Source organism: Phyllobacterium sp. (genome assembly GCF_037994405.1).
In the GTDB taxonomy this organism is placed as follows: domain Bacteria; phylum Pseudomonadota; class Alphaproteobacteria; order Rhizobiales; family Rhizobiaceae; genus Phyllobacterium.
The window spans coordinates 1-13,181 of the sequence record NZ_JBBNAN010000306.1 but is presented as its reverse complement, the minus strand read 5'-3'; the positions used below and the strand labels follow the sequence as shown (position 1 = coordinate 13,181).

The window sequence follows — 13,181 nt, the reverse complement described above, 5'->3', positions numbered from 1 at the left end:
TCCCTCTTAACGGTGCGGTTGGTCGCCTGGCAGCTTCGCACCGGAAAGCTGAGCATAAAGCCGTGCCAGGGAGGAATCGTCGTCGCGGCCCATGCCGGCGCCTGAAGCGGCCAGATACATCTGCAATGCGGCGGCAGCGAGCGGCACCGGATAACGCTCCGAACGTGCCATATCCTGGACTATACCGAGATCCTTGACGAAAATCTCGATTGCGCTGAGCGGTGTATAGTCGCCGGCCAGCACATGGCGTACCCGGTTTTCAAACATCCAGGAGTTGCCGGCCGACGCAGTGATCACCTCATAGACCTTGTCGAGATCGAGCCCCTGTTTGGCCGCGAAGGCTATGGCCTCGCAGGCAGCAGCGATGTGCACCCCGGCAAGGAGCTGGTTGATCATCTTGAAGGCCGCACCGGTTCCGGCTTGATTGCCGAGTTCGTAAACCTTGCCGGCCATGGCATCAAGGACCGGGCGGGCGGCGTCGAAAGCCTGCCTGGAGCCGGAAGCCATGATCGTCAGTTCACCGGTCTGCGCTTTTGCCGTTCCACCAGAAACGGGTGCATCGAGGTAGTTCAAACCGAGGGCTTCAACGCGCTGGGCCAAATCGCGGGCGATGGCCGGGTCCATCGTTGCACAGGATACGAAAACCGCGCCGGGCTTCATGGCGCCTGCGACGCCTTGCGGTCCGAACAGTACGGCCTCGGTCTGCGCACCGTTGACCACAACAGAAACGACGATATCCGCACCTTCCGCCGCATTGGCCGGCGTGGCACTACCGCGCCCCCCATCTACAATAAAACGGTCGACCGCCGCGGGCGTAATGTCATAGCCAGCGACGTCGAGGCCTTGACGTTTCATCGAGCGGGCCATTCCAAGACCCATGGAGCCAAGGCCAATTACTGCCGCTACAACGGCGCGTCCCGGGTTTTCAGTGAGCGATGACATGTCGATATTCTCCAGTCTGGTAAGGGAAAGGTGCAATACCCTCCGGACGCCGACGACCCGGAGGGTTTGACAGTTTAGCGATTGACGGTTTTCGCAGGTACCGCAAGCACGGCCAGCGAGCCGACAACGAGAGCAACGGCAAGAAGATACATTCCAGCACTATTGTTGCCGGTGAAATCCTTCAGGTAGCCCACCAGGAACGGTCCAAGGAAGCCGGCGAGGTTGCCGACGGAGTTGATCCAGGCGATACCGGCCGCGGCACCCGTACCAGTGAGGAAAGCCGTTGGCAGCGACCAGAAAAGCGGTGCACAACTGATGGCGCCTGCCGCAGCCAGCGAGAGACAGGCAATGGCGACAGTCGTACTTGTTGCCGTCGTTGCCGCGACAAAACCGCCGGCGGCGATCAGGGCAGGGACGACGAGATGCCACCGCCGTTCGCGCAGCCTGTCGGCAGAACGTCCGAGCGCCAGCATGGCAACGAAGGTGCAAATGTAGGGGATCGCAGAAATAAGGCCGATATTCAGGTTTCCGGTCACGCCCGTCGCCTTTACGATAGTTGGCATCCAGAAATTCAGGCCATACTGCCCGAGCACGAAGCAGAAATAGATAAGGCACATCAGCCAGACGCGGCGATCGGTCAGTGTTGCGCCTATGCTGTGCGGGCTCGACGCCTTGGCCCGGTTTTCGGCGCTGATATTTGCCGTCAGCACGTCCTTCTCGGAGTCATCCAGCCATTTCGCGGTTCTGATTGAATCGTCGAGATATAAGAAGGTGACAATGCCGAAAACGATAGCTGGAATCGCTTCTATCAGCAACATCCACTGCCAGCCGGAAAGACCGTGCGTTCCATGGAAACTATCCATAAGCAGGCCCGAAAGCGGATTGCCGAAGATAGCCGATACGGGGATTGCGGACATGAACGTGGCGATGATCTTGGCGCGGCGGTGGGCCGGATACCATGAGGTCAGATAGAGAATGATTCCGGGGAAAAATCCCGCTTCTGCAACACCCAGCAGGAATCGCAAGACATAGAATACGGTTTCCGACGTTGTGAACATGAAGGCCGCAGAGACGAGACCCCATGTCACCATGATGCGGGCGATCCATACACGTGCGCCGACTTTGTTCATGATGATGTTGCTAGGCACCTCGAACAGGAAATATCCGATGAAGAAGATGCCAGCGCCAACGCCGTAAGCCGCTTCCGACAGCCCAAGCTCACTTGACATCTGCAGCTTTGCGAAACCGACATTGACGCGGTCGAGATAGGCGACCACGTAGCACAGCATCAAAAACGGTACGATCCTCCAAAATACCTTGGCGTAGGCGCGGTCTTCCACCGCTTGGATCGGGTGCGCGCCAACGGTTGGCGCCTGCGTTTGCAGCGTCATGATTTCCTCCTCCGACAGGGGTATGCCGTGGGCCCTCCGATAAATTCTCCCACGGCGCGTCCAACCAAGAATGGTAGCGCTACCATTCTCTTTAACGCACTTTGGCAGCGCTGCCAACCATAATTTGGTAGCGCTGCCAAAAAAATTTGATTAATGGGAAGAGAGCCGTGAAAATGATGGTTGCATAGTCGGTAGGGGGCCACCGCATTCGGATGTCGCCACCCTCCGGCGCGTCCTGCCGAGTGCAGGGTTCAAGAGGGAATATGGATTTCAAATACCAGTCGGCAGTGACGCTTGCACAGGTTGCGGAGGCGGCCGGTGTCGGAGAAAGTACTGTTTCACGCGTCCTGCGAAACCATGGTTCCTTCTCCGGCAAGACAAGAGACCGCGTCATTGCGGCGGTTGAGCGGCTGGGCTATGTGCCGAACCGAATTGCGGGAACGCTGGCTTCCGCTGGCTCGCGTCTTGTCGCGTTTGTCATTCCCTCGCTTTCAAACATCGTATTTGCCGACGTACTGCGCGGAGCGAGCGCCATTCTGGAAGCAAACCAGCACCAGGCCGTTTTCGCTGTGACCGATTATGACCCTCAGAGGGAGGAGGCGCTTGTCGCCTCAATGCTGGCCTGGCGACCAACCGCAGTTATGCTGGCAGGCTACGAACATACGCAGGGCACGGTCAAAATGTTGCGTGCCGCGAACTGCCGCTCTGTGGAATTGCTGGACGTAGATGGAACAGCGCTGGATCTGGCGGTGGGTTTCTCCAATCGCGCGGCTGGTCACGAGAGCGCTCAATTCCTGTTGAAACGGGGATATCGACGGATAGGCTATGTCGGTCATGATCTCAATCGCGACACGCGTGCTGGCAAACGATTTTCCAGCTTTTGTGAAACGCTGAGCGCGGGTGGGGCGCCGCTTGTCGATTGCGAAATTCACGCTGCCGCATCGTCCGTCGAGAACGGACGTTTGGGGCTGGAACAGTTGCTGACTCGAACCCCTGATCTTGATGCTGTCTATTTTTCGAACGATGATATGGCCTTGGGCGGCTATTTTCATTGCCTGGCGCGGGGGATCTCAATCCCCTCTCAGCTGGCTATTTTCGGCTATAATGGCCTTGATATTGGCCGGGTAACGCCACAGCCATTTTCGACTATACGCACGCCGCGCGTCGCGACAGGGCAGGTGGCGGCCAAACTCGTCGTGGATAACGCACCGCCACAGGTTGTCGATCTGGGTTTCCAATTGATTGAAGGGGCAACCGCCTGAGACCGGAGGAGTTCTAATGTCCGATACGCGTCTGCGCGAGGAAATCTGCCGTTACGGACGCTCGCTGTTCGAGCGGGGGCTAACGCCCGGTTCGTCGGGGAACATTTCCTTTCGGTTGGACGACGGGGGCTGGCTGGTGACCCCCACGAACGCATCCTTGGGTTTCCTCGATCCGGCCCGGCTTTCGCGCCTCGATGGTGCAGGCCAATTGATTTCGGGCGATAAACCGACCAAGGAAATTCCGCTTCACACCGCCCTCTACCAAACAAGGGGGAGCGCTCGCGCGGTCGTTCACCTCCATTCCACAAATGCAGTCGCCTTGACGATGCTCCCGGAGATCGACCCGCGCGCTGCGCTTCCGCCCATGACACCTTACTATCTCATGCGCGCCGGCCAAACTGCACTCATACCCTATTACCGTCCGGGCGATCCCGCCGTGGCCGACGCGATCCGGGGACTTGCAGGCAAGTACTCGTCGGTGCTTCTTGCCAACCACGGCCCAGTCGTAGCGGGCGACAGTCTTGAAGCTGCGGTCTTTGCAACCGAGGAGCTGGAAGAGACCGCAAAGCTCTATCTGATTTTGCGAAATCTCAACCCGCGCTACCTTAGTCCGGCACAGGTGGCGGATCTGGTCACGACGTTCGGCCTGCAACTGCCCTTGTCCGGCAACCATGATGACCACGACCACACGTGAGATTGGGCGTAACGGTGTCAGGGCCTGTGGCGCCCAGGAAATTCAAGCCTAAACGACCGATTTCACCCGTTCCCACCCGTTGGCGAGATGCGTGTCGAGCTCGCGGGCCAAGGTTTCCGCATCACGCGCTTCGAGCGCTGCGATTATCCGCTCATGTTCGGCGACGGCGCCCGCCCATCGTTCCGCTCCTTCATGTCCGATAAAGCGGATGCGCTTCACGCGCGATTGCAGCAGTCCGTGAACTTCGGCGAGGGGGGCATTGTTGGCAAGGGCGACGATACCGGTGTGGATCTGTTGGTTCAGTTTGTAGTACTCGAGCCGCTCGCCGGCTTCATAATGTTTCACCATTGCATCGTGCAGCAGCCTAATTTGCCCGATCGCTTCATCGCTTGCTGCTACGCAGGCGATGCGCCCCGCAAGCATCTCCATTGACCGGAGAACAATAAGCATGTCCTCCACATCCTTGGCTGAAAAGCGTTTGACCACGGCACCGCGGCTCGGCACCAGTTCAACCAATCCTTCACTCGCCAGAAACTTCAAAGCCTCGCGCAGCGGCGTACGCGAGACGCCCAGCTCTTCGCCAAGCTGGTTCTCATAAATACGTTCGCCGGGTTGCAGATCACCCTCAATGATCATATCGCGCAGCCGGGTGACTATTTCCCCATGCAGCGATTGGCGCGAGATCGTGGCTACGTTACGCCGCCCAACTGGTTCGGTCACTTCCGAAGCCATCGTGGCTCTCCATTTCATATGTCCGCTCAACGAGCGAGTTGAGATTTCAATATTCATTTTCGCACTGGTCGCGCCAAATTGATACAACCTTTCATACGTTATTTTTTATACTGTATACAAAATGCTTGCATACAGAAACGTTTGCTTGTAGGCCTCTTATGGATCGTTGAAGAGGAGGAGCTTTTATGGCCATTAGCGGGAATGCTACCGCGACACAGACAGACCGCCCCGTCCTGGCGCTTGCCATGGGTGATCCGGCCGGTATCAGTCCCGAATTGACGGCGCGAATACTCTCCTTGCCGGAACTTCGCAGTTGCGCTCATTTCATCGTCATCGGCGATCGCCGTATCCTTTACGAGGGCGCCGCAATCGCAAATGTCGAGCTCGATCTTGTTTATGGCAGCGCGAACGACCTTTCGACCAATCTGGCTGAGCGCCCTTTCTTTGTGGATCTTGGCCATCTCGATCCTGCCGACGTCACGCGAGGCGAGGCAACACTTGCCGGTGGCACCTTTGCGAGCGAGAATTTTCGTTTCGCGCTTCGCCTTGCCCATGAAGGTCGCGTCCATGGTGTCTGTTTCACACCATTCAACAAAAAGGCGATGCGCTACGCCTATCCCGGATATGATGATGAAATCCGGTTCGTTTCTGACGTTTTGTCTTTCCAGGGAAAAATGCGTGAGTTCAACGTGCTGGAGCGCGTCTGGAATGCGCGGGTAACGTCCCACATCCCGCTCTCCGCCGTTTCCGCTCATATCAGCATCGAGGCAATTCTGGCGGAGGTCGAACTGACCGCTGCCTGCCTGCGCCTTGCAGGGATCGACAATCCAAAAATTGCGGTGGCCGGGCTCAACCCACACGCCGGTGACGGGGGCAGCTTCGGGATGGAGGAAATCGAGGTCATTGAGCCTGCCGTGATCGAAGCGAAGGCCGCGGGTTATGCGGTGGACGGACCGTTCCCCGCCGACACGGTATTCCTGCGCGCATTGAAGGAGGGCTTTCATGCCGTGTTGACCATGTACCATGACCAGGGTCAGATCGCGATGAAGATGATGGGCTTCGACAAGGGTGTGACGATGATGGGCGGTCTGCCATTTCCGCTGTGTACCCCTGCCCACGGCACCGCCTACGATATCGCCGGCCGCGGTATCGCCGACGTTGGTGCCTCGCGCGAAGCGGTACTCCTTGCGGCGAAAATGGCCAAACGCCAGGCTGCGCCAAGGAAGACGGAGCATAGCACGTTTTAACGAGGACAGGACCGTACCGTCTGGGTAGGAGCTTGCGGCGCACGGTCCGACAATTGGGAGGAACCACCATGCTGAAACAAATCACAATGGCGCTGTTTGCGATAACGGCCGCTGCCCCTGCGCTGGCCTTCGAACCGACAAAGCCGGTCGAGTTCGTGGTAACGTCAGGCCCGGGCGGGGGCACCGACAATTTTGCCCGAACGGTGCAAGCCATCATCGCCAAGCACAAGCTGATGAACGCTCCCGTCGTCGTCACCAATAAAGGCGGTGGCAGCGGTGCCGAGGGATTTGTCTATGCTGCCGGGTACAAGGGCGATCCCTACAAACTGACATTTGGTACCAACAATGAGTATTTACTGCCGAGCGTTGCCGCCGTCCCCTACAAGCCGGAGGATCTAACGCCCGTCGCCGCACTTGCACTGGATGAATTCCTCGTCTGGGTGAATGGCCAATCCAAGATTGGCGATATCAAAGCGTTCGTTGAATCAGCAAAGGCAAAGCCCAAGGCAATACAGTTTGGCGGAAGCCAGTCCAAGGACACCGATCAAATTCTCGTTTCGATCATCGCTGGTGTGACCGGTGCCGATTTTCGTTACATTCCGTTCAAGAGTGGTGGCGAGGCAGCCGTTCAGCTTGCCGGCGGGCACATCGATGCCAATGTAAACAATCCAAACGAGAATCGCGGCCAGTGGCAGGCCGGAATGGTGAAACCGCTATGCGTTTTTCGGCCCGACCGCTTTCCAAAAAGTGAGCCAGTGCATGATGGCAAAGGCTGGAACGATATCCCGACATGCGCCGAGGCTGGTCTGGCGATCGACAGCTACCGCATGCCCCGTACGGTCTGGCTGCCAGCTGGTGTTGACGAGGGAGCCGTTGCTTTTTATCGCGACGTCCTGAAGAAGGTCTGCGAAACACCAGAATGGGCAGACTACGTTGCCAAGACCTCGCAGACGTCGCAATTCATGGCCGGCCATGAGTTCAAGACCTACCAGACAAGTGATCGCGAGAACGTTCGCAAGGTGCTCAAACGCGAAGGTTGGTTGGTCGAGTAACGTAACGTTCGAGGCGCCCGAGACCGGGCGCCTCTGCTTTGGCAGCGCATGGGAGGCGAACATGGCCGGGTTTGAAAAACGATCGGTATCCCGCAAAGCGATGGAAATATTCACTGCACTCCTGACCGCAGGAGCTGGCTTGGCAATCTGCTATGGGGCATGGCGAAGTGGAATTGGCTGGAGCGAGATGGGACCGGATGCGGGGTATTTCCCGTTCTATGTCGGCGTTCTGATTATCCTTGGCAGTCTGGTTACACTGCTGCGCAGCACGTTCTTTTACCACCATGATGGCGAGGTCTTCCTCGACATCGGGAAAGCAAAGCCTGTTCTCGGCTTCTTTCTCCCGATCGTCGCCTTCATCATCGTTTCGCTGCTTCTCGGCCTCTACGCCGGCACGGCGCTGTACATCCTCGGCTCGATGCAATGGCAGGGAGGCTATCGGTGGTGGATTTCGACACTTGCGGCACTAGGTGTCACCGCACTCTTCTATCTCGTTTTTGAGATCGGCTTTCAGGTGCCGCTACTCAAAGGGCCAATCGAAGCCTGGCTCGGCATTTACTGATTCCGCAATTGCCGGAACCATTTGGGAGGAACAGACAGTGGGTAATTTCGGCTTCCTGATGGATGGCTTCGCCACCATCATCACCACGCACCACATTGTCATCATGATGATCGGTGTCATGCTGGGCATCCTCGTTGGCGTCCTGCCGGGTCTCGGTGCCCCCAACGGTGTTTCACTTCTCCTGCCCCTGACGTTCACGATGGATCCGATCTCGGCCATCATTCTTTTGTCGTGCATGTATTGGGGTGCTCTGTTCGGTGGCTCGACCACCTCGATATTGTTCAACATACCCGGCGAACCCTCCTCGGTCGCAACGACATTCGACGGTTATCCGATGGCGAAGAATGGCCAAGCAACCCGGGCGCTTACTTTGGCCTTCATGTCTGCGGGCATTGGAGCTCTTGCCGGCGTGGTCATGATCACACTGCTTTCCACCTGGGTCGCCCGCTTCGCATTAAAGTTTTCCTCGCCGGAATTCTTTGCGGTCTATTTTCTGGCTTTCGCCAGCTTCATCGGGATGAGCGGCAATGCGCCCGCCAAGACCCTTGTTACGATGATGCTTGGGTTTGCCTTCGCCACGGTGGGTATGGATACAATCTCGGGTGGCTTGCGCCTTACGTTCGGTATTCCCGATCTCATTAAAGGCGTTTCCTTCCTCGTTGCCGTCATGGGCCTCTTCGGGATCGGGGAACTCCTGTTGACGACGGAGGAAGGTTTGCGTTTCGACGGGATCAAGGCGCGCGTCAGGGCCATCGATGTGCTCAAGGCGCTCAAGGAGATGCCCCGTTACGGCTGGTCGATACTGCGTTCCACCCTGATCGGCATCTGGATGGGCATTACGCCGGCCGGCCCGACCGCGGCTTCCTTCATGAGTTACGGACTGGCTCGCCGGTTTGCCAGGGACAAGTCGCAATTCGGCAAGGGCGACCCGCGTGGCATCGTCTCGCCGGAAACCGCTGATCATTCGGCCGGTACTTCGGCATTGTTGCCGATGCTGGCTCTGGGGGTTCCCGGCTCGGCTACCGCTGCTGTGATGATGGGCGGTTTGATGATCTGGGGCTTGACGCCGGGGCCCATGCTCTTCATCGAGCGGCCGGACTTTGTCTGGGGGCTCATTGCATCGATGTATCTCGGCAATGTCGTTGCCGTGCTGTTGGTCCTGGCAACGGTTCCGCTCTATGCCTCCATCCTTCGGGTGCCTTTCTCGATCGTCGGTCCAGTAATCGTTGCGATCATTTTTTCGGGCGCCTATCAGATAGCCAATTCAACATTCGATATGTGGCTCGTGCTCGGCTTCGGTCTTCTTGGCTATCTGTTCAAGAAGTTGGACTACCCGATTGCCCCTCTCGTCCTTGCGATGGTCCTTGGCGACAAGGCGGAGGACGCCTTTCGCCAGTCCATGCTGATGTCGAATGGCTCACTGACGATCTTTTGGTCAAACCCTCTGGTTGCGGGAATTATGGTGCTCGGACTTTTGATGCTCATCTGGCCGATAATCGCAAAAGCGATCGGCCTCGGCAGCCTTCGCCGTCGCGCCCTTGAACCTTCGGCCAAGATCTGAGGCGCAAACCGGCCTTTACCGCTCGAAAGGAAGAACTTCGTGAATTATCATGATCACTTCGCCGGCGCGCGCCGGCCAGTCGAAGTGTGCATTGTCGGCACTGGCGGGTTTGGCCGCAGCTTTTTGGCGCAAGGCTTGCGAACCCCGCTGATGAATGTGCGCATCGCAGTCGATTTGGACAGCGCCGCGGCCGCCGCTGCCATGAAATCCGCCGGAGCCACTCTGGTAGCTGAATGCCACAGCAGGGTGGAGGCCAGTCGGGCCTGGGCTGACGGTCTGTCCATTGCCGCCAAGGATATTTCGCATGTTGTCCATTTGCCATTTGATGTGCTGGTGGAAGCAACAGGCCATCCCGAAGCCGGTGCACGTCATGCTGCGCTTGCGATTGAAGCTGGCAAGCATCTCGCGCTTGTCTCCAAGGAAGTCGATAGTGTCGTGGGCCCCGGCCTTGCCAAACTGGCTGCCCGTTCCGGAAAAGTGGTTACGCCGGTTGACGGCGATCAGCCAAGTCTTCTGATTGGACTGATTACCTGGGCTGAGATACTCGGTTTCGAGATCGTCTGTGCCGGAAAGTCGAGCGAATATGATTTTGTTTTCGATCCTGTCACGCAAACACTGACCAGCAATGGCGCCACCGTCTATGCACCGGATTTCGCCAATCATCTCGAGCTTGGCAAACGTGGAGTTGCCGGGCTTGTCGCCTCGAGATCACAAGCTGCATCAAAGCTGCCCCAGCGTGCCGTTCCCGACCTTTGTGAGCTCGCAGTCGTATCGCATTGCGTCGAACTCGTGCCAGACCGGCCGGATCTTCATTGCCCCATTGCTCGCATTTCGGAAGTACCAACCCTCCTTTCCACAAAGGCGGACGGAGGGTTGCTCGCGGGCGAGCGGCGAATGGACGTTTTTCATTGCCTGCGCCTTCCCGGCGAGGTCAGCTTTGCCGGTGGCGTCTTCGTTATCATTCGATGTCACGATGCGGCGAGTTGGGAGCTTCTCGCCGCAAAAGGACATATCGTCAGCCGCAATGGCGCAACGGCAATGATCTATCTGCCACGCCATCTCCTCGGGCTTGAGGCAGCGACAAGTGTCCTGGAAATGGGGATCAACGGCCGTTCCACAGGCGCGCAAAGCCCGCGGCCGCGCTTCGATCTCGTCGCCATCGCACAAGCTGATATCAGCGCGGGAACAGTACTATCAGCCACCGGCCACCACCACTCCATTGAAAATGTATCGGCAGTCCTCGTGCCGGCAAGTCCGCTGCAAGCCGAGCACCCGGCCCCGTTCTACCTTACTGCTAACCGTCGATTGGTACGCCCGGTGAGGGCCGGCAGCCCGATATGTCTCAGTGATATCGCCTTGGGGGAATCCAGCCTTCTAACATTGCGCCGGCAGCAAGACACGCTCTTCTTCCCGCAGGTTCGGTGATTGCAATGTTCACGGAATCGTAAAGATACTGATCTGGTCCGTAATGCCTCGAAGCGAGACGTTGTGCGACCTTGGTTTCAGGCCACGCTCCGCCAGAAGGTCATAGGCGCGGGGGTCCTCGAGCACTGCCCCAGTGGCAAAGATCTCGCGCGATGTGGCAAGGTGCTGTACGCGCGAGGCAATGTTGACAGTCTGCCCGAAATAGTCCTGCCTCTCATTGAGGCTTACGGCAATGCACGGCCCTTCGTGAATGCCGATTTTCAGCAGGAGATCCTCGCTGCCTCGTTCTTTGTTGAGCCGCAACATCGCATCGCGCATCCGCATTGCCGCGACCACCGCCCGATCCGGAGTGGGAAAGGTAGCCATCACAGCGTCGCCGATCGTCTTCACAACAGCACCGGCCTCTGCACCTACAATGTCGTTGAGGATACTGAAATGGGTTTTAACCAGATCAAACGCTGCAAGGTCGCCGACCCTTTCGTACAACGCGGTCGAACCGCGCAGGTCGGTGAAAAGGAAAGTAAGACTGGTGATCTTCAGTCGCTGGTCCACATCGATTGTGTCGGCGCGATAGATATCACGGAACGTTTGATTAGAGAGTAATCGTTTGGCTGTCAGGAACGAGCGGCGACGGCCGAGCAGAGCATGGAGTGCATCATTGGCCAGGCACACTGACGGCAATACGCGAACCTCAGTGTGGTTTTCCACCAGGATACGCAATGGGCCCGGCCGCAATGTGAGGGTCTCGCTGTGCCGATGTGCACGGTCGAACACGAGCACGAGGCTTTGCCGCTCCTTCGTCGGCTCGCCCTTCACCTCGAGGAATTGTGCTGCATGTGTAACGGGTTCAAAGACGATGACGAACTCGGCCGGTAATTGCAGGGAGATGACAGCTTTCTCTCCTGGCGGCAGCTCAAGGGATTCCATGACGAACTCGTCGATCCTTGCTTCAAAATCCTCGTCAGGCAGATCAATGCCCGAGCCCCAATATATCTGACGGAAATACTCCGAGGGAGGCAGCTGGTGTGGATTATGAGCTTCGATGCGACGAACGCGCGGGCTGACGGTAAATGTCACCTCAACCATCTCATCCAACGTCGGTTCATAGCCGGCTGCACAGAGCGCGCAAGTATATTTATCACTCTGCACGGTCTTCAGCGAGGTATTGGCATCGAGTACGCCGCCGCAGCCTGGGCATAGAACGTTCCACGACATCTCGAACAGACCCAGGCTGGATGCGTGCAAGAACCCATTTATCGTCTGCTCTTCATCAAGGCTCTCGCTGGCGGCGAAGGCGAGCGCATTAATGCGGCTGAGCTTGCGGTCAGGTGCTTCTCGAACGAGCCGCTCCAGGGCATCGGCGATGCCCGGCTGCACCGACTGGCGCAACAGTGCGAATAAAGGTTGAGCTTCACTCATGCCCGCATCTTACACTGAATTCGCCCTGTGGACAGCGGGTTCGTTTTAGAGGCGGTGCTGGCTACTTGTCTGCTCCGCACCTCGATCGAAGGTGCCGGCCATTCATGTGATAGGAGTGACCCAGATCCGGGGTTCAAGAGGGTCGTTCTCGTCGCATGGTCAGGACGATTTTGCCGACATTGGCATTGGGTTCCGTCATGCATGGACTTGGCTCGCCTCGGTGAGTTTGAACCATGATGAGTGGGCGGCATGGCCGCAATTCTGATCAACGGCCAATGTTGCCGTGACCCTACGTGTTACCCAAGCCGGATGGTGGAGTATTCGAGCAACACGGCTCGTGGGGGAAAACAGGTGCGCACAATCTTCAGATCGCCTTGGTTTGGGAGAGGTTTGCGCCTCGCCGTGATAATTGGCCTTGTCGCCGCAGCCTGGCACGCCTGGGGCGTGTGGAAACGCTTCAGCGATGACAGCCAAACCTCCATCAAGCGGGAGCTTACCTATGAATGTGCAGCCCGACTGCCCGAGGATGCGCTCAACCAGCACGTGAACGAATTCGGCAACATCAACGTGAAGACACTCTGCTTCACGGAAGGTGATTTTTTCGTGGCTCCCTATGAGCTCGAGGCGGTCCGCAACGGAACCATGAATTCGAGACGCTATGGAAACCGTTCGATTGGCCTGGCACTGTCATTGCCGGGCTTCTTTGGAAGAAGCGGCGCTGGCATCCCCACGTGGCCGTACGTGACTTTCCTGTTCGCTGGCGATCGTTGCAATGATCTCTTCGTCCCGCTCACATTGATCAAAAATTCATATCACGTCGCTTCTAAGACGGGCTCTTCACAGTGGTCATCTGCTTCCAAAGAACGACGAGCGGTTCCGTCGACTATTAAGGCG

12 protein-coding genes are annotated in these 13,181 nt (G+C 57.7%); 8 read left to right on the top strand and 4 right to left on the bottom strand.

What is annotated here, in order from left to right:
• Positions 1-6 precede the first annotated feature (6 nt).
• Positions 7-942: an L-threonate dehydrogenase gene (gene ltnD / locus AAAC48_RS17080; RefSeq protein ID WP_340655330.1), complete on the bottom strand. Its 936-nt coding sequence runs from the start codon at positions 940-942 to the stop codon at positions 7-9.
• Between the two features lie 74 nt (positions 943-1,016).
• A complete protein-coding gene (locus AAAC48_RS17075) occupies positions 1,017-2,333 on the bottom strand; it encodes an MFS transporter (protein WP_340655329.1) in 1,317 nt (438 codons plus the stop codon).
• A 263-nt stretch (positions 2,334-2,596) separates the two neighbouring features.
• On the opposite strand from AAAC48_RS17075, the gene AAAC48_RS17070 reads away from it, so the two are divergent.
• Positions 2,597-3,595 (top strand): LacI family DNA-binding transcriptional regulator, encoded by a 999-nt coding sequence (locus AAAC48_RS17070; protein ID WP_340655328.1) that lies wholly within the window; start codon positions 2,597-2,599, stop codon positions 3,593-3,595.
• Between the two features lie 16 nt (positions 3,596-3,611).
• Complete coding sequence (locus tag AAAC48_RS17065; protein WP_340655327.1) at positions 3,612-4,289, top strand: aldolase; 678 nt, start codon at positions 3,612-3,614, stop codon at positions 4,287-4,289.
• Between the two features lie 48 nt (positions 4,290-4,337).
• Here AAAC48_RS17065 and AAAC48_RS17060 read toward each other — a convergent pair whose 3' ends face one another.
• On the bottom strand, positions 4,338-5,021 hold the full coding sequence (locus AAAC48_RS17060) for a GntR family transcriptional regulator (RefSeq protein ID WP_340655326.1): 684 nt from the start codon (positions 5,019-5,021) through the stop codon (positions 4,338-4,340).
• 185 nt (positions 5,022-5,206) lie between these two features.
• Between AAAC48_RS17060 and AAAC48_RS17055 the strand changes: the two genes are divergently transcribed.
• The 5 genes from AAAC48_RS17055 to AAAC48_RS17035 all read left to right on the top strand — a co-directional run bounded on the left by AAAC48_RS17055 (position 5,207) and on the right by AAAC48_RS17035 (position 10,868).
• Entirely contained in the window at positions 5,207-6,268 is a 1,062-nt protein-coding gene (locus AAAC48_RS17055) for a 4-hydroxythreonine-4-phosphate dehydrogenase PdxA (RefSeq protein ID WP_340655325.1), read from the top strand.
• Positions 6,269-6,336: 68 nt separating this feature from the next.
• Positions 6,337-7,320: a tripartite tricarboxylate transporter substrate-binding protein gene (locus AAAC48_RS17050; protein ID WP_340655324.1), complete on the top strand. Its 984-nt coding sequence runs from the start codon at positions 6,337-6,339 to the stop codon at positions 7,318-7,320.
• Between the two features lie 61 nt (positions 7,321-7,381).
• Complete coding sequence (locus tag AAAC48_RS17045; RefSeq protein ID WP_340655323.1) at positions 7,382-7,882, top strand: tripartite tricarboxylate transporter TctB family protein; 501 nt, start codon at positions 7,382-7,384, stop codon at positions 7,880-7,882.
• A 37-nt stretch (positions 7,883-7,919) separates the two neighbouring features.
• Positions 7,920-9,443 (top strand): tripartite tricarboxylate transporter permease, encoded by a 1,524-nt coding sequence (locus tag AAAC48_RS17040; protein WP_340655322.1) that lies wholly within the window; start codon positions 7,920-7,922, stop codon positions 9,441-9,443.
• Between the two features lie 39 nt (positions 9,444-9,482).
• Positions 9,483-10,868 carry a flagellar biosynthesis protein FlgA gene (locus AAAC48_RS17035; protein WP_340655321.1) on the top strand — a complete coding sequence of 462 codons (1,386 nt, stop codon included), beginning with the start codon at positions 9,483-9,485 and terminating at the stop codon, positions 10,866-10,868.
• Between the two features lie 9 nt (positions 10,869-10,877).
• Here AAAC48_RS17035 and AAAC48_RS17030 read toward each other — a convergent pair whose 3' ends face one another.
• Positions 10,878-12,287 (bottom strand): adenylate/guanylate cyclase domain-containing protein, encoded by a 1,410-nt coding sequence (locus tag AAAC48_RS17030; RefSeq protein WP_340655320.1) that lies wholly within the window; start codon positions 12,285-12,287, stop codon positions 10,878-10,880.
• 249 nt (positions 12,288-12,536) lie between these two features.
• Here AAAC48_RS17030 and AAAC48_RS17025 point away from each other — a divergent pair.
• A partial coding sequence (locus AAAC48_RS17025; RefSeq protein WP_340655319.1) for a hypothetical protein occupies positions 12,537-13,181 on the top strand: 645 nt, incomplete at its 3' end.